Below are 21,832 nucleotides of genomic sequence, written 5' to 3' on the forward strand. Positions count from 1 at the left end.
ATGGGTCGGGTGGGGGTCAGACCACGCCGGCGCGCAGCAGGTCATGCATGTTGAGCGCTCCCACCAGTCGCTGGGCCTCGTCCAGCACCGGCAGGGCGCTGATCTTGTGGTCTTCCATGATCTTCAGGACTTCGGCTGCCAGCATGGTGGGAGAGGCGGTCTTGAATTGGCGGGTCATCACTTCGCCGATGGAGGTGGCATGCACATCCACGCCCCGGTCGAGGGTGCGGCGCAGGTCGCCGTCGGTGAAGACGCCGATCAGCCGTCGCTGTTCGTCCACCACGGCGGTCATGCCCAGCCCCTGGCGGCTGATCTCCAGCAGGGCATCACCCAGGGGCGCATCGGCCCGCACCATGGGGATACGGTCGCCGGTATGCATGATGTCCGCCACATGCAGAAGCAGCCGGCGCCCCAGGCGTCCGCCCGGGTGCGAGCGGGCGAAATCGTCGGCGGTGAAGCCCCTGGCTTCCAGCAAGGCCACGGCCAGCGCGTCGCCCATGGCCAGGGCGGCGGTGGTGCTGGCCGTGGGGGCCAGACCCAGGGGGCAGGCTTCCTTGGATACGCTCACGTCCAGGTTGACGGTGGCTTCCCGCGCCAGGGTGGAGCGGGGGTTGCCGGTGAGGGCAATCATGGGTACGCCCAGGCGGCGGATCAGTGGCAGGATGGTGAGCAGTTCGTTGGTCTCGCCGGAGTTGGACAGGGCAATGACCGTGTCGCCCGACGTGATCATGCCCAGGTCCCCGTGGCTGGCTTCGCCCGGGTGGACAAAAAACGCGGGTGTCCCGGTGCTGGCCAGGGTGGCGGCGATCTTGTTGCCGATATGCCCGGACTTGCCCATGCCCGTGACCACCACGCGGCCGGTGCAGGCCAGCAGGTGTTCGCAGGCACGGATGAAGCGGGCGTCAATGCGGGCCATCAGGCCGCGGATGCCCTCGGCCTCGGTGTCCAGTACCGCCAGGGCGAGTTCGCGGGTCTTTTCCGGATTGAGTTTCATGATGCTGTAATGCTACCAATGCTTCAGGTGGGTTGAACAAGATTATTTTTGGCTTCCCGGCTGCTTCACCCCTCACCCCAACCCCTCTCCCGCAAGGGGGGGAGGGGCTTGGTCCTGTCTCCCTTCTCCCCTTGTGGGAGAAGGGCCGGGGATGAGGGGGATGCCCGCTACCGTCACTCTGCCGGAATCTTCACGCCGCTCCCCCGGCCGGACTCAGGCTCAGATACACCCAGGTCATGTAGCCGATGAAGAGTGCCAGTAGCAGTCCGCCCTCCATCCGGTTGATGCGCCTTGGACGCCCCCTGAAACTGAAGGCCATGACGATGATCAGCAGGGTCAGTCCCAGCATGACCGGGAAATCCCGCCACAGGGCATCCGCCGGTACGCCGGCGGGACGGATCAGGCCGGGAATGGCCAGCACACCCAGCAGGTTGAACAGGTTCGAGCCCAGGATGTTGCCCAGTACCAGGTCCGGCTCATTGCGTCGGGCACTCACCAAGGCCGCCGCCAGTTCCGGCAGGCTGGTGCCGATGGCGACGATGGTCAGTCCGATCACCAGGTCGCTCACCCCCAGGGCGGTGGCGATGTTCACCGCCCCCCAGACCAGGGCCCGGGCGCTGATCAGCAGCAGCACCAGGCCGAGCACCAGCCAGACCACGGCCTTGCCGGTGGGCACCGCCCGGGGGATTTCCGCCTCGAACTCGCCCTGGATGGGATCGGGGCCATTGTTGCGTCCCTTGAGGCCGTCCCGCACCATCCAGGCCATGACCAGGATCAGGCCGCCCAGCAGGATGAGTCCATCCATCCTGCCCAGGGTGCCGTTGAGCACCAGCAGATAGGCCAGTACGCTGACCCCCAGGACCAGGGGCATCTCCTTGCGCAGGGTGCCGGAGGTGATGGCCAGGGGGGCGATCAGGGCCGTCATGCCCAGGATCAGGCCGATGTTGGCGATGTTGGACCCCACTGCATTGCCGATGGCCAGTCCGGGATTGCCCTGCCAGGCGGCGATGCCGGAGACCAGCAGTTCCGGCGCTGAGGTGCCGAAGCCCACGATGGTCAGACCGATGATCATGGTGGGGATGCCCAGGTTGCGCGCCAGGGCGGCGGCACCGAAGATGAACCGGTCGGCACTCCAGACCAGAACGACCAGACCCAGCAAAATGGCGACAATGGAAATGAGCATAAAGGTTTCGGAGACGGGGCTGTGGGGGCGGGAGGGATCATGATTGACCGGGCGGGCTCTACCCTGAGCTTCGGGGTTCGTGACTGGGAGCACCCGGCCTGGCTTGAGCGATTCTACCCGGATGATCTGCCGGCGTCCTGGCGTTTGCCCTACTACGCCAATGAATTTCCCGTCGTGCTGGTGCCCAGGCAGCGCCGCCTGGCCGCCGGTGAGGCCGGCATGTGCGTCTGGCGGGACGAGGTGTCCCCCGGTTTCCGATTCTATCTGGAGCTGACATCGGACGATGACAGGTCGGTGCCGACGGCGGCCGAGGCGGCCCTGGGCGATCATCTGGCCGGTTATGTCGTTGTGGACGGGATGGCCCATCCTCCCGCCGGTACGGGTCGGCCCTGGTTTGCCGCCCGCGCCGGACCCGGCCCGGCACGGCTCTGGACCGGTGCCGATGCGGTGGGTCCTTGCGGCGGGGTAGGTCTGTTGCGTCTGGAGGCGGGTGCACCGGATCTACGTGTTCTGCGGGGGCAGCTGGAGCACTTCATCCGCTGCAATCATGCCGGATCAGGCGTCCTGTTCATGGATGCCGGACCCGGCGCCGTGGATCAGGCCATGACCATTGCCGCGCTCCTGGGCGTGGCTTGACACGGCCCGGAAGGGCCGGGCACATTCAACGCTCCCGACCATCTACCGTTTCCACCCAGACCAAGGACCCGGACCATCGACGCCTCTCCCGACAAGACCCCCTGGATCGAGATCCGTGATCTGCATTTTGCCCGTGGTGATCGCAAGATCTTTGACGGCCTGAACATCACCATCCCTCAGGGGCGGGTGACGGCCATCATGGGACCCAGTGGCACCGGCAAGACCACGTTGCTGCGGCTGATCGGTGGTCAGTTGCGTCCCGATCATGGTCAGGTGCTGGTGGAAGGCCAGGACGTGCACCGCCTGTCGCGGCGGGAACTGTATCGTCTGCGCCGGCGCATGGGCATGCTGTTTCAGAGTGGGGCACTGCTCACGGATCTCAATGTCTTTGACAATGTGGCCTTTCCCATCCGCGAGAACACCCGCTTGCCGGAACCCCTGGTACGCAACCTGGTGCTCATGAAGCTGGAAGCGGTGGGGCTGAGAGGGGCGGTCTCCCTCATGCCCAGCGAGCTCTCCGGCGGCATGGCCCGACGGGTGGCCCTGGCCCGGGCCATTGCCCTGGACCCCATGCTGATGATGTACGACGAACCCTTTACCGGGCTTGATCCCATCACCATGGGGGTGATCGTATCCCTCATCCGACGCCTCAACGATGCCCTTGAGATGACCAGTATCGTGGTGTCCCACGATGTGGCCGAGGCCGGTTCCATTGCCGACTGGGTCTACCTCATTTCCGAGGGACGGGTGATGGACGCCGGCCCACCGCAGCAGCTGCGCCGGGAAGCCTCGGACTGGTCCCGTCAGTTTCTGGAGGGCTTGCCGGATGGCCCGGTGCCCTTTCATTATCCGGCGCCGGATTACCTGGATGACCTCATGGGGGGCGATACACGGTGATGGGACCTTTCCAACGGCTGGGACACGCGGCGCTGGGGGTGCTGGAACGCCTGGGGCGGGGTCACCTGTTCCTGTTTCGTACCCTGCTGGCCATGGGGACGCTGGTGCGACGCCCCGGCCTGCTGGTGCGGGAACTCTATTCGGTGGGGGTCCTCTCCTTGCTGATCATCGCCGTATCCGGCCTGTTCGTGGGCATGGTGCTGGGTTATCAGGGGTATATCACCCTGGTGGACTTCGGTGCCGCCGAGGCCTTGGGGACGGTCGTCGCCCTGTCCCTGGTGCGAGAACTGGGGCCGGTGGTGACCGCGCTGCTGTTTGCCGGTCGGGCCGGCTCGGCCCTGACGGCGGAGATCGGCCTGATGAAGGCGACGGAACAGCTCTCCAGCATGGAGATGATGGCGGTAGACCCCTACAAGCGGGTCATTGCGCCGCGCTTTCTGGCCGGTGTGATTTCCCTGCCGCTGCTGGCGGCGATCTTCAGTGCCGTCGGGGTGGCCGGGGGGTATTTCATCGGCGTGGGTGTGCTGGGGGTGGACGCCGGCGCCTACTGGTCACAGATGCAGGCCAGCGTGGATTTCCGTGAAGACGTCATGAGCGGCGTGATCAAGAGCCTGGTCTTTGGCGTGGTGGCCGCCTGGATCGCCGTGTTTGAGGGTTATGATGCCACGCCCACCTCGGAAGGGGTGAGCCGGGCCACCACCCGCACCGTGGTGCACACGGCACTGGCCATTTTGGCCCTGGACTTCATTCTGACCGGACTCATGTTCGGTGATATCTGATAACGGGACGGCAAGATGACGACGCGCAGGATCGAGATCACCGTGGGCATCTTCGTGGCCCTGGGCCTGGCGGCCCTGTTCATGCTGGCGATCCAGGTGAGTAACCTGGGTGAGTACCGGGGCAGCGACGGCTATGAAGTGCATGCCTATTTCAACAATATCGGCGGCCTGAAGGTGCGGGCCCCGGTGACCATGGCCGGCGTACGGGTCGGGCGGGTGAGTGCCATCACTTATGATGCCGAGCGCTACCAGGCCCGGGTCAGCTTCACCGTCTCGGCCCGTTATGACCAGTTGCCCACCGATACCCAGGCCAGCATCTATACCGCCGGTCTGCTGGGTGAACAGTACATCGCCTTGGAGCCGGGTGGTGAGGACGAGGTCCTGCGGGCCGGCGACGTGATCCTGTTCACCCAGTCGGCCCTGGTGCTGGAGGAACTGATCGGCCGGATGCTGGTCAACCTTACCGGAAACTGATGCGGAGTCCCCTTGCGATGAAGTCTTTTGTCCATCTGACCTTCACGGCCTGCCTGGTCCTGGTCCTCAGCCTGGTGCCGGCCGCGGCCACCACCCAGGACCCGGTGAAACTGGTGGAGCAGACCTCTGCCCAGGTCTTGAACAAATTGCGGAAAGACCCGGAGCGAACCCGTAATGATCCCGACTTTCTCTATGGTCTGGTGGACGACATCATCCTGCCGATCCTGGACTTCCAGGGCATGTCCCGCCTGATCCTGGCCCGCCACTGGCGTACCGCCACCCCCGAACAGCGGGAACGCTTCGTAGATGCCTTCCAGAACACGCTCATGCGCACCTATACCCTGCAGATGGCCGAACACATGGACAAGGACATCCGGGTTCTGCCTCACCGCAGTCGCCAGGATGAACGCATGGCCTCGGTGGCTACCGAGATCGTCATGGGGCAGGGGCGTTCCAACATTCCCGTCATCTACAGCCTGCGGCCTGTGGATGGGGAGTGGAAGGTGTTCGATCTGACGGTGGAAGGCTTGAGTTTCGTGACCAATTTCCGCACCAACTTCGGTGCCGAGGTGGAGCGTCACGGACTGGATGCCTTGATCGAGCGTCTGGAGGCCGGCGATGAATCCCTCATCGAGGAGGCCGTCCAGATCGAGGCGGGGCCGGGGCGGTGAACGAGGCAGGCCTGGAAAAGACCGCGGCCGGTGTTCGGGTGACGGGCGAGCTGACCCAGGCCACCGTGCCGGGGCTGTGGCAGGCGTCCCAAGACCTGTTTCAGGCCGAGACCGGGCCTTGCCGGGTGGACCTGTCAGGGGTGACGCGCAGTGACAGCGCCGGCGTGGCCCTGCTCATTGCCTGGATGAAGCGCTGTGGTGGTGCCCATGGGGGGTTGACCTTTACCGGCATGCCCGAGCGCATGAAGGCCCTGGTCGGGGTCAGTGACCTGGAGGACGTGCTGCGGTGTGAGGTCTGATTTCCGGTACTCCCCCCCGGACCCGCTTTTCCGCTATCATCCTTCACCCTATGGATAAACTGATCATCTGTGGTGGCCGCCCGCTGGAGGGTGATGTACGCATCTCCGGCGCCAAAAATGCGGTCCTTCCCATCCTGGCGGCCACATTGCTGGCCGACGGCCCCATGACCATCGGTAACGTGCCGCATCTGCAGGACGTGACCACCACCATGGAGCTGCTCGGGCGCATGGGCGTGTCCCTGACGGTGGACGAGCGCATGCGCATCGAGGTCAACCCCAATACCTTGAACCAGTGCGTGGCACCCTATGAGCTGGTGCGTACCATGCGCGCCTCCATCCTGGTGCTGGGTCCCTTGCTGGCCCGCTACGGCGAGGCGGAGGTGTCGCTGCCCGGTGGCTGCGCCATCGGCTCTCGCCCGGTGAACATCCATCTGGAGGGTCTGGCCGCCATGGGTGCGGATATCCGGGTGGAAGGGGGGTACATCCGCGCCAAGGCGCGGCGCCTCAGGGGTGCCCGCCTGGTACTGGATACGGTGACCGTGACCGGTACCGAGAACCTGCTCATGGCCGCGACCCTGGCGGATGGTGTCACCGTCATCGAAAATGCCGCCCGGGAGCCGGAAGTGGTGGATCTGGCCAACTGTCTCAAGGCCATGGGGGCCAGGATCTCCGGCGCCGGGACCGACACCATCACCGTGGAGGGTGTGCCCAGTCTGCACGGCTGTGAATACACCGTACTGGCCGACCGTATCGAGACCGGTACCTTCCTGGTGGCCGGGGCCATCACCGGTGGCCGGGTGCGCACCCGGGATACCGCGCCCAAGACCCTGGACGCCGTGCTCGTCAAACTGGAAGAGGCGGGAGCCCACATCAATGTGGGCGACGACTGGATCGAGCTGGACATGCGGGGACGTCGTCCTCGCGCGGTGAGTCTGAGGACTGCGCCGTACCCCGCGTTTCCCACCGACATGCAGGCCCAGTTCGTGGCCCTGAACACCGTGGCGGAAGGCACTGCCACCGTCACCGAGACGGTGTTCGAGAACCGCTTCATGCATGCCCTGGAGATGCAGCGCATGGGCGCTGATATCCGCATCGAGGGCAATACGGCCATTATCCGCGGTGTCCCGCATCTGAAGGCGGCACCGGTGATGGCCACCGACCTGCGTGCGTCGGCCAGTCTGATCCTGGCCGGTCTGGTCAGTGACGGTGAGACCCTGGTGGATCGCATCTATCACATTGACCGCGGCTATGAATGCATCGAGGAAAAGCTCTCCCAACTCGGTGCCGTCATTCGCCGTGTGCCCGGATAAGTCGCATGCCTGAACAGACACTGACCATCGCCCTGTCCAAGGGGCGGATCTACAAGGATACCCTGCCGCTGCTGGCGGAAGCCGGGATCGAACCGAAGGATGACCCGGAGACCAGTCGTAAGCTGATCCTGGATACCAACCGTGATGACGTGAAGTTGGTGGTGATCCGTGCTACCGACGTCCCGACCTATGTGCAATACGGTGCCGCCGACGTGGGTGTATCCGGCAAGGACGTGTTGATGGAGCACGGCGGGGACGGGCTTTACGAGCCTCTGGACCTGAATATCGCCCGTTGTCGCCTGATGGTGGCGGGGCGTCCGGAAGCGGGCACCCGGGGCGGACGCCTGCGGGTCGCCACCAAGTTCGTCAACATCACCCGTCGCTATTATGCCGAGCAGGGCAAACAGGTGGAGATCATCAAGCTCTACGGCTCCATGGAACTGGCGCCGCTGGTGGGGCTGTCCGACTGTATCGTGGATCTGGTGGATACCGGCAATACACTGAAGGCCAACGGCTTGGTCCCCCTGGAGCACATCGCCGATATCAGCTCCCGTCTGGTCGTGAACAAGGCCGCCATGAAGATGAAGTCCGCCCGCGTCAAACGCCTGATCAAGGATCTTGACGCCGCCGTGGCGCGTCGCGTCTAGACGGGTTGGTATGGCCCATTCGCCGGTCGGCTTCCACGGTGAGCCGCTATTACTCTGATCGTTTTCTGAGAGGACTATGAAACTCGATGTCATACCAGACCGATGATCTGAGAATCCTGGGTATCCAGGAAGTCTCCTCCCCGGAACAGCTCCACCGGGAATATCCCGTCAGCGATGAAGCCGCCCGGACGGTCTATCAGTCCCGTAACGCTATTCACCGGATACTTGCGGGGGAGGATGATCGTCTGCTGGTGATCGCCGGCCCCTGTTCCATCCATGACGTCGAGGCGGCCAGGGACTACGCGGATCGTCTGCAGGTACTGCGGAATGAACTGGCTTCCGACCTGGAAGTGGTGATGCGGGTCTATTTCGAAAAGCCACGGACCATCGTCGGCTGGAAGGGGCTCATCAATGACCCCAACCTGGACAACAGCTTTGAGATCAACAAGGGCCTGCGCCTGGCCCGCAGCCTGTTGCTGGATCTGGCCCGGCGCGGCGTGCCGGCCGCGACTGAATATCTGGACCTGATCAGTCCTCAGTATGTGGCGGACCTGGTGGCCTGGGGCGCCATCGGCGCCCGTACCACCGAAAGCCAGGTGCATCGGGAACTGGCCTCCGGGCTGTCCTGCCCGGTGGGTTTCAAGAACAGCACCGATGGCAGTCTGCAGGTGGCCATTGATGCCATCCGTTCCAGTTCGAAACCTCACCATTTCCTGTCCGTGACCAAGGCCGGGCGCTCCGCCATCTTCTCCACCGCGGGCAATGAGGACTGCCATATCATCCTGCGGGGCGGCAAGACCCCCAATTATGAGCCCAAGAGCCTGGATGAAGCCGCCGAAGCCCTGCAGGATGCCGGTCTGGCACCCCAGCTCATGATTGACTGCAGCCATGCCAACAGCCGCAAGGACCCAGCCCGTCAGGTGGAGGTGGCCCGCTCGGTAGCGGCACAGATACACGGCGGCGATCGCCGTATCATCGGGGTGATGCTGGAAAGCCATCTGGTCGCCGGCCGTCAGGACATGGTGGCAGGCAAGCCCTCGGTCTACGGCCAGAGCATCACCGATGCCTGTATGAACTGGGATGATACGGCCCCCCTGCTGCGAGAACTGGCTGCAGCGGTCAAGGCCCGTCGCGGGCGCTGAAGGCCCGGGCCGCAACCCTCTTCGCCCCGTCCCTTCTCCCCATGGGGGAGGAGGGCGCGCTACACTGTTCAACTTAATCCGTTTCGAGGCGTCCCCATGCCGAAGATCAATCGCCTGGACTCCCGACAAGCCGATTTCCGCGTACGACTGGATCAGCTGCTGGCCTGGGAGAGTGTGTCCGACGAGGCCGTGTTCACGACCGTGCGCGATATCCTGGCCGATGTGCGACACCGGGGGGATGCGGCGGTGCTGGAATACACGGCCCGGTTCGACCGTCTGGAAAAGGCCGCGCTGACCGAGCTGGAAATCCACCGTGACCGGCTCGACGCCGCCCTGGTCCGGATCGCTCCGGAGCATCGCGAAGCCCTGGAGCGGGCCGCGGAGCGGGTGCGATGCTATGCGGAACACCAGAAGCTGTCCGACTGGCAGTACACCGAGTCCGACGGCACCGTGCTGGGTCAGCAGGTCAACCCCCTGGACCGGGTCGGTCTCTATGTGCCCGGCGGCAAGGCGGCCTATCCCTCCTCGGTGATCATGAACGCGGTCCCCGCCAAGGTGGCCGGTGTGCCCGAGGTGATCATGGTGGTGCCCACCCCGGACGGCCAGGTGAATGACCTGGTGCTGGCGGCGGCGGCCGTGGCCGGGGTGGACCGGGTATTCGCCATCGGCGGGGCACAGGCGGTGGCGGCACTGGCCTACGGGACCGAGACCATCCCTCAGGTGGACAAGATCGTGGGTCCCGGGAACATCTATGTGGCCACCGCCAAGCGCATGGTCTTCGGTGCGGTGGGGATCGACATGGTGGCTGGTCCTTCCGAGATCCTGGTGGTCTGCGACGGCAGGACCGATCCTGACTGGATCGCTGCCGACCTGTTCTCCCAGGCTGAACATGACGAGGACGCTCAGGCCATTCTGGTCAGTCCCGACGGGGACTTCCTGGAGGCCGTATCCGACGCCATGGATGCGCTGCTTGAGCGCATGCCCCGGGCCGAGATCATCCGCGCCTCACTGGCTGCCCGGGGAGCCCTGATCCGGGTGAAGGATCTGGACGAGGCCGTGGATGTGGCCAATCACGTGGCCCCGGAGCACCTGGAGCTGTCCGTGGCCGAACCCGAGGCCATGGCCCGCCGCATTCGCCATGCCGGCGCCATCTTCCTGGGGCGCCACACGGCGGAGGCCGTGGGCGACTACTGCGCCGGCCCCAACCACGTACTGCCCACCTCCCGCACGGCGCGCTTTTCCTCACCCCTGGGTGTCTATGACTTCCAGAAACGCTCCAGCCTGATTCACTGCTCTCCCGCCGGGGCCTCCGATCTGGGTCGGACCGCCTCCGTGCTGGCCCGGGGTGAGGGGCTGATTGCCCATGCCTGCTCGGCGGAATACCGTATCGATCCCAACGATTGTGATCGCTGAGCCTGTCCCCATTGCCTGTGTCCACGATACGATGCCCCAAAAAGATTCCCATGCCGTGAACCCGCCTCGCCCGGAACACCTGATCCGGACCGAGATCCGTGAACTGTCTGCCTACCCCGTGCCTTCGGCCCAGGGATTGGTCAAGCTGGATGCCATGGAAAACCCCTATGAGTGGCCACAGTCCCTGCGCGATGCCTGGGCCGACACCCTGAGCCGGCTCCCGGTCAACCGCTATCCGGACCCGAGGGGCACGGAACTGGTGGCCCGCCTGCGGACGGTGATGGGGGTGCCCGACGAGGCGGCCCTGTTGCTGGGCAACGGCTCCGACGAGCTGATCCAGATCCTGCTCATGGCCGTGGCCGGCCCCGGGCGGGTGGTGATGGCGCCGGAGCCCGGGTTCGTCATGTACCGGATGGTGGCTCGCTGGCTCGGGCTGGAGTTTGTCGGCGTCCCCCTGAAGCCGGACTTCTCGCTGGATATGCCGGCCATGCTGGCCGCCCTGGAGCGGCACCGGCCCGCCGTGACATTTCTAGCCTGGCCCAACAATCCCACCGGGAATCTCTGGCCGCGGGCCGAGATGGAGCCGTTGATCCAGGCAGCGCCCGGGCTGGTGGTGGTGGACGAGGCCTACGGCCCCTTTGCCCGGGACAGCTTCCTGCCGGACGTGGGCACCGATGGGCGTGTGCTGGTGATGCGTACCGTCTCCAAGCTGGGGCTGGCGGGCCTGCGACTGGGCTATCTGTGCGGGATGCCCGAGTGGATCGGGCAGCTGGACAAGGTCCGCCTGCCCTACAACATCAACGTTCTCACCCAGGCGGCAGCGGAATTTGCGCTGGAGCATCATGGGGTGCTGGATGAACAGGCGGCCTGGATTCGCCGGGACCGTGAGGTGCTGTTCGAAGCCCTGGCGAAGCTGCCGGGTGTGGAGCCGTTCCCCAGTGAGGCGAATTTCATCCTGTTCCGGGCTCCGTCCGGTCGGGGGCGGGAGATCTTCGAGGGGATTCGTGCGGGCGGCGTGCTGATCAAGGATCTGTCGGGGCAGGGGGGGCTACTGACCGACTGTCTGCGGGTTACGGTAGGTACACCGGAAGAAAATGCCTGTTTTCTGCAGGCGCTCCAGTCCGCCCTGTAAAGTCCCGTGCGGGGTGTCCCCCACCCCAAGTGGCGGCGCAGTGAGCGGTCTGCGGGTCAGGATGCCCGGCGCGCAGCCGGCCGCTGACCGACCTCGGCCTGAATCTGCACCGGCCGGCCTTCCCGCAACCCCTGGATGGCCAGGGTCTCGCCGGGCTTGCGGCGGGCGATGAAGTTCAGGGCATCCTGAGCGTCATTCACGCGGTCCCCGTCCAGGTGCGTGATGACATCACCGGGGCGGATCCCGGCCCGGGCCGCCGGGCCGCCGGAGAGTACCCCGGCGATGAGGATGCCGCGGGCGTCCGCCAGGCCGAAGGACTGAGCCAGTTGCGGTGTGATCTCCTGGACCTCAATGCCCAGCCAGCCCCGCACCACGGTGCCCCTTTCGATGATCTGGGTCATGACGTCCCGGGCCAGGTCCACCGGGATGGCAAAACCGATGCCCTGGGAGCCGCCGGAACGGGTGAAGATGGCGGTGTTGATGCCCACCAGTTCACCATGGGCGTTGACCAGGGCGCCGCCGGAGTTGCCCGGATTGATGGCGGCATCGGTCTGGATGAAGTCTTCGTAGGTGTTGATGCCCAGGCGACTGCGTCCGGTGGCGCTGACGATGCCCAGGGTCACGGTCTGGCCCACGCCGAAGGGGTTGCCGATGGCCAGGACCACGTCGCCCACCCGCAGGTCGGCGGAGGCGCCGACCACGATACTGGGTAGGGTGCGACCGGCGGCATCGACCCTGAGGATGGCCAAGTCGGTCTCGGGATCGGTGCCGACCACGGTGGCCGCCACGCTGCGACCGTCCGCCAGCAGGGCTTCGATCTCGTCGGCGCCCTCGATCACGTGGTTGTTGGTGAGAATGAAGCCCTGGGGGCTGATGATGACGCCGGAGCCCAGGCTGGTCTGGGTGCGTTGCCTGGGATTGTCGAAGCGGTCGCCGAAGAACTGCCGGAACAGAGGGTCATCCATGAAGGGATGGCTGCGCTGCACCACTGTCTTGCGGGTGTGGATATTGACCACGGCCGGGGCGGCCTGGCTCACGGCATCGGCGTAGGACATCGGGCCCACCATGGGGCCGAGCAGGGCGCTGCGTTCGCTTTGCCGCACCTCCACCACGGGACGGGGTTCCCGCAGCAAGTCGGGAAAAAACAGCAGCATGAGGGCGGCCACGGCAAGGCCGACGCCCACTACTTGAAGCAGGAAACGACTGATCGGGGTCATGGCGGTACCATACCATAATGGTGTAGGGTCATGGCCCGCGAACATTGCAATATGGGGATAAGCTTATGGTCGCCCTGCGGGACCTGGTCAGCCATATCGACACGCTGCTCAATGTGGGCGCATTCGCCGACTATAGTCCCAATGGACTTCAGGTGCAGGGCAGGCCTCACGTTTCTCGCCTTGTGACCGGTGTGACCGCCAGTCGTGCCTTGATCGAGGCCGCCATTGAGCGGGGGGCGGACGCCCTGCTGGTTCACCACGGCTACTTCTGGAAGGGCGAGGATGCCCGGATCGTCGGCATGAAGCGGGAGCGCCTGCGGTTGCTGCTTGAGCATGATATCAGCCTGCTGGCCTATCATCTGCCCCTGGATGCCCATCCCGAATTGGGGAATAACGCCCAGTTGGCGGGTTTGCTGGATTTTCAGGTGCAGGGGACCCTGCGTCCCGACGGTGTGGGGCTCATCGGTGTGCCGGATGTCCCTGTATCCGCGGAAGCGCTCAGGGAGCGTCTGTCCAGGCGTCTGGGGCGCGAGGCACTGTGGATTCCCGGCGGGCCTGAGGTGATTCGTCGGCTGGGGTGGTGTACCGGGGGCGCCCAGGGCATGGTCGAAAAGGCGGCGGACCTGGGGCTGGATGCCTACATCAGCGGTGAGGTGTCGGAACAGACCGTTCATGTGGCCCGGGAGGCGGGTATCCACTACTTTGCCGCAGGGCATCATGCCACCGAGCGCTGCGGGCCGAAGGCGCTGGGTCGGCATCTTGCTGCAACATTAGCACTTTCTCATGAATTTATAGACATAGAAAATCCTATTTGAATCAAATATTTGTTGGATGTTGGGGCGTTTCCTCTTGACGTTGCGGGCGTCTTCGGGAATCCTACTGCGTTTTGAGTGCCCCGACGGGTCAAGGGGTCTTTTGTTCGGCGAGCGGTTCTTCAGCGCTCGGCCGATGCCGGGTGCCCAACGACCAGCGGTTTTTTTGGAACTCAATTGGAGATCTTTTTGATGGCTAACGAAGGCGTGAACCAGAGTCGACGGCGATTCCTGGTCGCGGCCACCAGCGTGGTCGGCGGTGCAGGTGTCGTCGCGGTGGCCTATCCCTACCTGGCATCCTGGGCGCCCAGTGCCCGTGCCCAGGCGGCGGGTGCACCGGTTGAAGTGGATGTTTCCCAGGTGGAGCCGGGGCAGCTCATTCGCGTGGAATGGCGCGGCAAGCCCATCTGGATTACCCACAGAACCCCGCAGATGCTTGATCTGCTCCCCGAAAACCGTCCCCGTCTGGCGGACCCGGATTCCACCGTGGAGTCCCAGCAGCCGGTCTACTGTCGGAATGAAACCCGGTCCATCAAGCCGGAATATTCCATTTTGATCGGTATCTGTACCCATCTCGGCTGTTCTCCCAGCTACCGCCCCGAACTGGCTCCCCCGGATCTGGGCAGCGAATGGCGTGGCGGTTACTTCTGCGTGTGCCACGGTTCACGCTTTGATCTGGCCGGCCGGGTGTGGCGCAACGTGCCTGCCCCGATCAACCTGGCGGTTCCGCCCCACAAGTACCTGTCGGAGACCCTCGTCATGATCGGCGAGGATGACGAAGGAGTTGCCGCATGAGAGCTCTAGTAGACTGGATCGACGCCAGATACCCGCTCACCAAGACCTGGAATGAGCATCTGGCCGAGTACTATGCGCCGAAGAATTTCAATTTCTGGTACTACTTCGGGTCCCTGGCCGTCCTGGTCCTGGTGATCCAGTTCGTCTCCGGTATCTTCCTGACCATGTTCTACAAGCCGGACGCCCAGTTGGCGTTTTCCTCCGTCGAGTACATCATGCGCGACGTGGAGTGGGGCTGGTTCATCCGCTACATGCATACCACGGGGGCTTCGGCCTTCTTCATCGTGGTCTATCTGCACATGTTCAGGGCCCTGATGTACGGCTCCTATAAGCGGCCCCGCGAACTGATCTGGATCATCGGTGTGGCCATCTATCTGGTGCTCATGGCCGAAGCCTTTGCCGGCTACATGCTGCCCTGGGGTCAGATGTCCTACTGGGGTGCCCAGGTGATCGTGAACCTGTTCAACACCATTCCGGTGGTGGGCGGGGACCTGGTGACTTGGATCCGGGGCGACTTCCTGATCTCCGATGCGACCCTTAACCGCTTCTTCGCCCTGCATGTGGTGGCCCTGCCGCTGGTGCTGGTGCTGCTGGTGTTCGTGCACATCGTCGCCCTGCATGCCGTGGGTTCCAACAACCCCGACGGCGTGGAAATCAAGAAGTTCACTGGTAGCAACGGTCATCCGGCCGACGGCATTCCCTTCCACCCCTACTACACGGTGAAGGATCTGTTCGGCATCGGTGTGTTCCTGATCCTGTTCTTTGCAGTGGTGTTCTTTGCTCCCGAGGCGGGCGGCTACTTCATCGAGAAGGCCAACTTCCAGATGGCCGACCCGATGGTGACCCCGGACCTGATCCATCCGGTGTGGTATTTCGGTACCTTCTATACCGTTCTGCGTGCGGTGCCTGATCCGTTCCTGGGCGTACTGCTCATGTTCGGTGCCGTGCTGATCCTGTTCTTCATGCCCTGGATCGACCGCAATCCGATCAAGTCCTGGCGCTATCGCGGCACCATCCACAAGTTCAACATCGTGTTCTTCGGTCTGACCTTCGTGGTGCTGGGTTATCTGGGCCTGAAGCCGGTGGAGCCCTTCTATGCCGAACTGGGTCTGCGCCTGACGGCCGTCTACCTGCTGTTCTTCTTCGTGCTCTGGTTCCATAGCAAGTCTCGGTCTTCCCTGTTCAGTTGGCTGTCCTTCCTGGTGCTGGTGAGTGGTTACACCTACTGGGATTACCTGCGCCTTCAGGCCGGTGTCGACCAGACCCTGCTGGTGGGCATGTGGTTCATTCCGACCGTGTACCTGGTGATCTGCCTGCTGCTGCCCCTGTACACCCAGCTCAACGAGGAAAAGCCGGTTCCGGCGAGGGTGACTTCGTGATGAAAAAGATAATTACGCTCGTATTCATGATGGCCTGTGCAGCGCCCGCGGCGGCGCTGGCGGCCGGACCTGCCAAGCCTCTGGATCGCGCCAATATCGATATGACCGATACGGCCTCCCTGCAGCGTGGCGCGGAGTATTTCTTCCAGTACTGCATCGGCTGCCATTCGATCCAGTACAAGCGCTACAATCGCATGGGCAACGATCTGGGTCTGAGTGATGACCAGTTGCGGGAGCGGTTCATTCATACCCGTGACCAGGGCGGTGACCAGACCGGCGTCGGCGAACTGATCAAGATCGCCATGAAGCCCGGTGACGCGGAAGAGTGGTTCGGTCAGCCCGCGCCGGATCTGAGCCTGACGGCCCGCCTGCGGGGCACGGACTGGATCTACACCGTACTGCGCAGCTTCTATCTGGATGACAGCCGTCCCATGGGCGTGAACAATGCCGTCTTCGAAGCCATGAGCATGCCCCATATCCTGTGGGAGCTGCAGGGCTGGCAGGCCAATGTGGGCGAAGAGGGTCACGTGAAGCTGGAGAAGGTTGCCGAAGGCAAGCTGACCACCGAGGAGTACGATGAAGTGGTCCGCGACATCACCAACTTCCTGGCCTATGCCGCGGATCCGGTGAAGGTGGAGCGTCATGAGCTCGGCAAGTGGGTGCTGTTGTTCCTGGCCTTCTTCACCTTTGTGGCCTATCTGCTGAAGAAGGAATACTGGAGAGACGTGCACTGATCGTCGTTCCAGCAAAGAAGGGGCAGGGATGCCCCTTTTTTTTCCAGCCGGCCGCCTGGATCCTGTCGGCCGACCGACCGGAGAGCCTCCATGGCGTTAATCGCCAATCGTAGATCCGTCATGACGCTCTTTTCAGCACCCACCTGTCCGAGATGTCATTCGGTCAGGATCGTGCTGGCTGAAAAGGACATCACGGTGGATATTCACCAGATTGAAACCGGCGAAAAGTCCGAAGACCTTTCCGACCTGAATCCCTATAACTCCGTTCCCACACTGGTAGATCGGGAATTGGTGCTTTACGGCACTCAGGTCATTCACGAATACCTGGATGAGCGTTTCCCCCATCCACCGCTGATGCCGGTGGATCCGGTGGCCCGTGCCACGGCGCGCTTGGCCCTGTACCGGGTGGAAATGGACTGGTATCGTGGTCTGGAAAGTCTGAGTGTCGCGCCGGACAAGCAGGCCGCCAAGGCCCGCAAGATTCTCCACGAGAGTCTGGCGGCAGCCAGTGAGATCTTCGCCATCAAGCCCTATTTTCTCAGTGATGAATTCAGCCTGGTGGACGCGGCCATCGCGCCGGTCATGTGGCGTCTACCCCATTACGGGATCCCGCTGGAAAAACTGCCCGCACCGATCCGGGACTACGCCCGGCGCATGTTCACCCGGGGGGCCTTCCGCCAGAGCCTGACCGAGGCCGAGAAGGAAATGCACTGATTCCGCCTCCGGTAGTGTCCGGTTTTTCCGCTGAGTATTCGAGCCTTGCCATGACATCCAGTCGACCGTACCTCATCCGCGCCATCTATGAATGGGTCGTGGACAACGACATGACGCCCCACCTGCTGGTGGATGCCGCTGCAGAGGTGGTGGTACCCCGCGAGTATGTGGAGAACGGGCGTATCGTGCTCAATGTGGCTCCCCTGGCGGTGAGCGGCTTGCTGATCAGTAACGAAGCCGTGACCTTCAACGCCCGTTTCGGCGGCCGCCCCATGAACGTGATGATCCCCATTGATCGAGTGCTGGCCATCTACACCCGGGAAAACGGCCAGGGCATGATGTTCGCCGAGTCCGAGGACGGGGACGAGCCGCCGCCTTCCGGTGGCGATGACGATGGCAGTGGCGGCAAGGGCGATGCCGGGCGCCGCAAGGGACCCAGCCTGCGAGTGGTCAAGTAAGTCTCAGACGATCGTTGCCGGGGCAGGGGGGAGGCCTTTGCCCGGGTTGAGGATCCCGTCCGGATCAAAGCAGCGCCTGACTTCGTGCATCAGCGCCAGGGCTTCTTCTCCCAGCTCACGGGCCACGAAGGGGCGTTTCACCAGGCCGATGCCATGCTCCCCGGAGATGCTGCCCCGCAGGCCCAGCACCAGATCGAACACCCCGTCCAGGCAGGCGTCCGCCGCCTTCATCTGTGCCGCGTCGTCCGGATCTACCAGTAAATTCACGTGGATATTGCCGTTGCCGGCATGGCCGAAACTGACGATGGTGATGCCGTGCTCGGCGCCCAGTCTTTCCAGTCCGTTCACGAGGGCTGGAATCTTCGAGACAGGCACCACCACGTCCTCGTTGATCTTCTTGGGTGCGATGGTGCGCAGGGCCGGTGACAGGGCCTTGCGGGTGGACCACAGGGCCTTGATCTCCGCTTCGGTACCGGCCAGTTCCACCGACAGACAGCCCTCGCCCCGAGCGGCTTCCATGACCCGCCGTGCCGCGCCGTCCAGGCTCTCTGCCAGACCATCCACCTCGATCATGAGCAGGCCTCCCGCCCCTTCGGGAAGGTCCGCCCGGGAGTAGTGGCGGATCATCTCGATGGCGCGTCCGTCCATGAACTCCAGGGCGCAGGGCACCACGGGCTGGGCCATGATGCGGGAGACGGCTTGGGCGGCGGCATCCATGGACGCGTAGACCGCCTGCAGGGTGCGCTTGCCTTCCGGCAGGGGCGTGAGCTTGAGGATGGCTTCGGTGATGACGCCCAGGGTGCCCTCGGAGCCGATCAGCAGCCGGGTGAGGTCGTAGCCGACCACGCCCTTGGTGGTGTAGACGCCGGTACGCAGCAGTTGCCCGCGGCCGGTGACGGCGGTCAGGCCCAGGGTGTTGTCCCGGGGGGTGCCGTACTTGACCGCCCGGGGGCCAGCGGAGTTGTAGGCCAGATTGCCGCCGATGGTGCAGTAGGCGGCACTGGTGGGGTCGGGAGGCCAGAAGAAGCCGTGGCGGCCGGCCGCCTCCTGCAGGGCTTGGTTGGTGACGCCCGGCTGGACCACTGCCAGGCGGTTGTCCGGGTCCAGTTCCAGGATGCGGTCCATGCGTTCCAGGCTCAGCACCACGCCGCCCTGGTCCGGGACGGTGGCGCCCGTGGTGCCGGTGCCGCGTCCGCGGGCGATCAGGGGGGTCCCGTGTGCCCGGCAGCTGCGTACCACGGCCTGTACCTGCTCGGTTTCGGTGGCGAAGACCACGGCCTGGGGCTGGGCATGCAGACGGGAGTTGTCGCCGCCGTAGGGCCAGCGGTCGGCGGCGTGGATGAGCAGATTGTTCATGCCCACCGCCGCCTCCAGCGCCTTGAGCAGGGCGGCGGGTAGCGGTGTTTCCGAGGGCTTTGTGTGCGGCAGGGCCATGGGTGGGTATGTCCTTAGCGGAGGCCCAGTAACTGGCGATCAATGAGGTCGCAAAGGATATGGATCACCACCAGGTGGACCTCCTGAATGCGGGCGGTCCGGGCAGCCGGGGCACGAATCTCGATGTCTCGCTCCGACAGCAGGGTTGCCAGGGCTCCACCGTCACGACCGGTTAAAGCCACCACGCGCAGATCCCGTTCCCGTGCGGCCTTGATGGCCTCCAGTACATTGGCCGAATGCCCCGAGGTGGAGATGGCCACCAGCACATCCCCGCTCTGGCCCAATACCCGGACCTGACGGGCAAAGATCTGATCGTAGGCATAGTCGTTGGCGATAGAGGTCAGTATGGAGGTGTCGGTGGTGAGAGCCACCGCAGGCAGACCCGGGCGCTCGTGCTCGAACCGGTTCACCAGTTCGGAGGCAAAGTGCTGGGCGTCGGCCGCAGACCCGCCATTGCCGCAGATCAGGAGCTTGTGCCCGCCGAGGAAGGTCTCCAGTACGCACTGGGCTGCCTGTTCGATGGCCTCAGGCAGGCTCAGGGCGGCACTTTGCTGGGTTTCCACCGTTTCGGCGAAGGTCTGGCGAATGATGTCTTGCAGGCTCATGCGGGCAGGATACTCAGGGGCTGGCCTCAAAGGCGTTGGGAATCCAGTTCAGGCGGTCATCGGCTTCGATGGCAACCACATCCAGCCGGGCCGGGCGATTGCCGCCATGGATCTGAAGATAAAAGGCCGCCGCCGCCAGGATGCGGCGTTGTTTGCGGCCATTGATGCTGGCGGCGGCACCGCCGAAGCGGGCGGAGCGACGCTGGCGCACTTCGACGAAGACCAGGGTGTCCCGGTCTTCCATGACCAAGTCGATTTCCCCCACCTTGCAGCGGAATTGTGCCCTCACAAAACGCAGCCCCTGCCGTTCCAGAAAGGCTCGGGCGCGGGCTTCCGCCGCGTCACCCTGGGCCTTGAGATTCATTGGGCCTGATCCGCCACGGGCAGGTCGGTCTGTCCGACGAGTCGCGGCCGGCCATCGATGAAACGGGCCCAGTTGAGATCACGGGTGATATGTCCCGAGGCATCCATGCGCAGTCCGCCGGTGAGACCCTGGTAGCGCTCACTGGGGTGATCGGCGAGGCGCCCCAGCAGGGGGAAGAGCTGGAGGGCATCAAAACCCAGGGCCACCAGGCGCGGCAGTTGGCGGGTATTGCCCGAGAGTTGGGCATCCAGCCGGGAGCGCAGTTCCGGGCGCGGATTGGCGCCTTCCAGCAGCCATGGGATGTCGGCAAAGACCAGACCGTCCAGATCCTGATCATGACGGGGATCGGGTCTCCCCGAATAGACGTGGGAGGTGGTGAGTACCGGGATCTGACCGGCACGATGGAAGCGCAGCTGCGGCCAGAGCAGCCTTGCCTGACGCGGGCTACCCGACAGGAAGATCAGGTCCACGTCTTCCCGGGGCGTGGGGCGTGCATCCCGTCCGGTGCGGCCGCTACGGTCACGGATGTCCAGGGCCGCGATGATGGAGGCGCCATAGTCCGATGCCTCGGGGGCAAAGAACTGGGTGCTGACCACCTGACCGCCCAGGGCTTCGAAGCGGTCACGGAAGGTCCGTTGCAGCCGTTCGCCAAGTTCGGTGCGCGGCATCAGGATGATCGCGCGCCGGCGCCCTTCAAGGATGGCCCGTTCCGCGGCTTGGGTGGCTTCGGTTTCGGGGTTGAGGCCGAATTGGTAGAGGCCCGCAGGGTAGGCGGACTGGGGGTCGGCATGGTTGAGGGCCAGGATCGGTATGGGCAGTGATTCGCGCTGGGCAAACAGGGTCACGGCATTGCGATCCAGGGGGCCGATGACGCCGCGGGCGCCATCCGCGATTGCCTGCTGGTAATGGGTCCAGGCGGATTCAGCCTGTTCGCCGGTGTCATGGATGCGCAGCTCCGGCCGGTTATCGGCGGGGCTGTCGTAATAGGCGGCAATGACACCTTCAAGAATCGCCTGGGCCGCCGTGGAGAAGCGTCCGGTCAGCGGCAGCAGCACCGCCACGTGTTCGGGGTAGTGTCCATAGGCCGCCCATTGTTCGCGTAGACGATTCAGGAAGCGGGGGGCGGCCGGGTGACCGTCAAACTGTCGGTGCCAGGCATCTAGCCGTGTCTCCAGGGCCGATAGGCGTGGCGGGGTGTCATGGGCCAGTTCCGCCAGGCTCAGCCAGCCGCGCGCCTCGAAACGGCTGGCCCGTGCCGCCAGGTCCGGCAGTTGTCGGACGGGGATCTGCTGCAGCATGGCCCATAGGGCTTCCTGGCTGACCAGGCGCTCTTCGGGGTTCTGATACAGGGCGCCTTGCCGGATGCGGGTCTCCAGGGCTTCATGCCAGCGGCCCTGATCGGCGAGGGCGCCGGCCTGTGTTTCGAGGATGCGTGCCACCAGGGCGGAGGGCAGGTTGTCCAGGGAAGGGGGTAGGTGACTCAGGGCGGTCTGTGGATCCCCCTCCAGCCAGGTGATGCGGGCGTTGAGTTCGGCATAGCGGGCTTTGCCGGCGGCATCCAGATGCCGGCTTTCTACCTGACCCAGGACCCGGGAGGCTTGGTCAAGGGCGTCCGGCTCAACCGGGGGGCGCAGCATCAGGTCGGCCGCATTGAGCTGGACCCGAGCCCTGTCCGCCCCTCTCAGCCGCGGGGGGGGCGCGAGATATTACGCCCCGGCCGCCCGGGGGGCCCCCCCCGGCGGC

24 protein-coding genes are annotated in these 21,832 nt (G+C 64.5%); 17 read left to right on the plus strand and 7 right to left on the minus strand.

Translation table 11 applies throughout. From position 1 onward, the window contains the following. Positions 1-16: 16 nt before the first annotated feature. Together LQ956_RS06655 and LQ956_RS06660 are read right to left on the minus strand one after the other, a co-directional pair. Entirely contained in the window at positions 17-994 is a 978-nt protein-coding gene (locus LQ956_RS06655; RefSeq protein WP_238622055.1) for a KpsF/GutQ family sugar-phosphate isomerase, read from the minus strand. Positions 995-1,184: 190 nt separating this feature from the next. Further along, positions 1,185-2,177, minus strand: a complete 993-nt coding sequence (locus tag LQ956_RS06660; RefSeq protein WP_238622054.1) for a calcium/sodium antiporter — start codon at positions 2,175-2,177, stop codon at positions 1,185-1,187. 39 nt (positions 2,178-2,216) lie between these two features. On the opposite strand from LQ956_RS06660, the gene LQ956_RS06665 reads away from it, so the two are divergent. The 11 genes from LQ956_RS06665 to hisC all read left to right on the plus strand — a co-directional run bounded on the left by LQ956_RS06665 (position 2,217) and on the right by hisC (position 11,577). Continuing rightward, positions 2,217-2,813 (plus strand): DUF72 domain-containing protein, encoded by a 597-nt coding sequence (locus tag LQ956_RS06665; RefSeq protein ID WP_238622053.1) that lies wholly within the window; start codon positions 2,217-2,219, stop codon positions 2,811-2,813. A gap of 105 nt (positions 2,814-2,918) precedes the next feature. Then, positions 2,919-3,710, plus strand: coding sequence for an ATP-binding cassette domain-containing protein (locus LQ956_RS06670; RefSeq protein WP_238622082.1), 792 nt, complete (start codon positions 2,919-2,921; stop codon positions 3,708-3,710). Further along, positions 3,710-4,489, plus strand: a complete 780-nt coding sequence (gene mlaE, locus LQ956_RS06675) for a lipid asymmetry maintenance ABC transporter permease subunit MlaE (protein ID WP_238622052.1) — start codon at positions 3,710-3,712, stop codon at positions 4,487-4,489. Before LQ956_RS06670 ends, mlaE begins: the two co-directional genes overlap by 1 nt. Before the next feature lie 15 nt (positions 4,490-4,504). Continuing rightward, a complete protein-coding gene (gene mlaD / locus LQ956_RS06680) occupies positions 4,505-4,963 on the plus strand; it encodes an outer membrane lipid asymmetry maintenance protein MlaD (protein WP_238622051.1) in 459 nt (152 codons plus the stop codon). Positions 4,964-4,980: 17 nt separating this feature from the next. Continuing rightward, positions 4,981-5,634, plus strand: a complete 654-nt coding sequence (locus LQ956_RS06685) for an MlaC/ttg2D family ABC transporter substrate-binding protein (RefSeq protein ID WP_238622050.1) — start codon at positions 4,981-4,983, stop codon at positions 5,632-5,634. Beyond that, entirely contained in the window at positions 5,631-5,933 is a 303-nt protein-coding gene (locus LQ956_RS06690; RefSeq protein ID WP_238622049.1) for an STAS domain-containing protein, read from the plus strand. The genes LQ956_RS06685 and LQ956_RS06690 overlap by 4 nt, the downstream gene beginning before the upstream one ends. 50 nt (positions 5,934-5,983) lie before the next feature. Further along, positions 5,984-7,243: a UDP-N-acetylglucosamine 1-carboxyvinyltransferase gene (gene murA / locus LQ956_RS06695; protein ID WP_238629439.1), complete on the plus strand. Its 1,260-nt coding sequence runs from the start codon at positions 5,984-5,986 to the stop codon at positions 7,241-7,243. A 5-nt stretch (positions 7,244-7,248) separates the two neighbouring features. Further along, entirely contained in the window at positions 7,249-7,890 is a 642-nt protein-coding gene (gene hisG / locus LQ956_RS06700) for an ATP phosphoribosyltransferase (RefSeq protein ID WP_238622047.1), read from the plus strand. An 86-nt stretch (positions 7,891-7,976) separates the two neighbouring features. After that, positions 7,977-9,032 carry a 3-deoxy-7-phosphoheptulonate synthase gene (locus tag LQ956_RS06705; RefSeq protein WP_238629440.1) on the plus strand — a complete coding sequence of 352 codons (1,056 nt, stop codon included), beginning with the start codon at positions 7,977-7,979 and terminating at the stop codon, positions 9,030-9,032. A 96-nt stretch (positions 9,033-9,128) separates the two neighbouring features. Next, the gene (gene hisD, locus LQ956_RS06710; RefSeq protein WP_238622045.1) at positions 9,129-10,445 is read left to right on the plus strand and encodes a histidinol dehydrogenase; all 1,317 of its coding nucleotides are present in this window, start codon (positions 9,129-9,131) and stop codon (positions 10,443-10,445) included. Positions 10,446-10,476: 31 nt separating this feature from the next. Beyond that, positions 10,477-11,577, plus strand: a complete 1,101-nt coding sequence (gene hisC, locus LQ956_RS06715) for a histidinol-phosphate transaminase (RefSeq protein WP_238629441.1) — start codon at positions 10,477-10,479, stop codon at positions 11,575-11,577. Between the two features lie 56 nt (positions 11,578-11,633). Here hisC and LQ956_RS06720 read toward each other — a convergent pair whose 3' ends face one another. Then, positions 11,634-12,794, minus strand: a complete 1,161-nt coding sequence (locus LQ956_RS06720) for a Do family serine endopeptidase (RefSeq protein ID WP_238629442.1) — start codon at positions 12,792-12,794, stop codon at positions 11,634-11,636. A gap of 65 nt (positions 12,795-12,859) precedes the next feature. On the opposite strand from LQ956_RS06720, the gene LQ956_RS06725 reads away from it, so the two are divergent. From LQ956_RS06725 to LQ956_RS06750, 6 genes are all read left to right on the plus strand, one after another. Then, on the plus strand, positions 12,860-13,609 hold the full coding sequence (locus LQ956_RS06725) for a Nif3-like dinuclear metal center hexameric protein (protein ID WP_238623530.1): 750 nt from the start codon (positions 12,860-12,862) through the stop codon (positions 13,607-13,609). Positions 13,610-13,798: 189 nt separating this feature from the next. Further along, positions 13,799-14,401 (plus strand): ubiquinol-cytochrome c reductase iron-sulfur subunit, encoded by a 603-nt coding sequence (gene petA, locus LQ956_RS06730; RefSeq protein WP_238623529.1) that lies wholly within the window; start codon positions 13,799-13,801, stop codon positions 14,399-14,401. Then, complete coding sequence (locus LQ956_RS06735; RefSeq protein ID WP_238629443.1) at positions 14,398-15,780, plus strand: cytochrome b; 1,383 nt, start codon at positions 14,398-14,400, stop codon at positions 15,778-15,780. Before petA ends, LQ956_RS06735 begins: the two co-directional genes overlap by 4 nt. Next, entirely contained in the window at positions 15,780-16,514 is a 735-nt protein-coding gene (locus tag LQ956_RS06740; protein ID WP_238622753.1) for a cytochrome c1, read from the plus strand. The genes LQ956_RS06735 and LQ956_RS06740 overlap by 1 nt, the downstream gene beginning before the upstream one ends. 90 nt (positions 16,515-16,604) lie before the next feature. After that, a complete protein-coding gene (locus tag LQ956_RS06745; protein ID WP_238622754.1) occupies positions 16,605-17,228 on the plus strand; it encodes a glutathione S-transferase N-terminal domain-containing protein in 624 nt (207 codons plus the stop codon). A gap of 50 nt (positions 17,229-17,278) precedes the next feature. Further along, entirely contained in the window at positions 17,279-17,686 is a 408-nt protein-coding gene (locus LQ956_RS06750; RefSeq protein ID WP_238629444.1) for a ClpXP protease specificity-enhancing factor, read from the plus strand. Between the two features lie 3 nt (positions 17,687-17,689). Here the strand turns inward: LQ956_RS06750 and LQ956_RS06755 are convergent, their stop codons facing one another. Genes LQ956_RS06755 through LQ956_RS06770 form a run of 4 tightly spaced genes read right to left on the minus strand, consistent with a single transcriptional unit; the run spans position 17,690 to position 21,774 of the window. Beyond that, positions 17,690-19,120 (minus strand): FAD-binding oxidoreductase, encoded by a 1,431-nt coding sequence (locus LQ956_RS06755; protein ID WP_238622756.1) that lies wholly within the window; start codon positions 19,118-19,120, stop codon positions 17,690-17,692. A 14-nt stretch (positions 19,121-19,134) separates the two neighbouring features. Then, positions 19,135-19,725, minus strand: a complete 591-nt coding sequence (locus tag LQ956_RS06760; protein WP_238622757.1) for a phosphoheptose isomerase — start codon at positions 19,723-19,725, stop codon at positions 19,135-19,137. Positions 19,726-19,738: 13 nt separating this feature from the next. Then, positions 19,739-20,089 carry a YraN family protein gene (locus tag LQ956_RS06765; RefSeq protein WP_238622758.1) on the minus strand — a complete coding sequence of 117 codons (351 nt, stop codon included), beginning with the start codon at positions 20,087-20,089 and terminating at the stop codon, positions 19,739-19,741. Further along, positions 20,086-21,774 (minus strand): penicillin-binding protein activator, encoded by a 1,689-nt coding sequence (locus LQ956_RS06770; protein WP_255721997.1) that lies wholly within the window; start codon positions 21,772-21,774, stop codon positions 20,086-20,088. Before LQ956_RS06770 ends, LQ956_RS06765 begins: the two co-directional genes overlap by 4 nt. Positions 21,775-21,832: the final 58 nt, after the last annotated feature.

Source organism: Ectothiorhodospira lacustris (assembly GCF_022227845.1).
Taxonomy (GTDB): Bacteria; Pseudomonadota; Gammaproteobacteria; order Ectothiorhodospirales; family Ectothiorhodospiraceae; genus Ectothiorhodospira; species Ectothiorhodospira lacustris.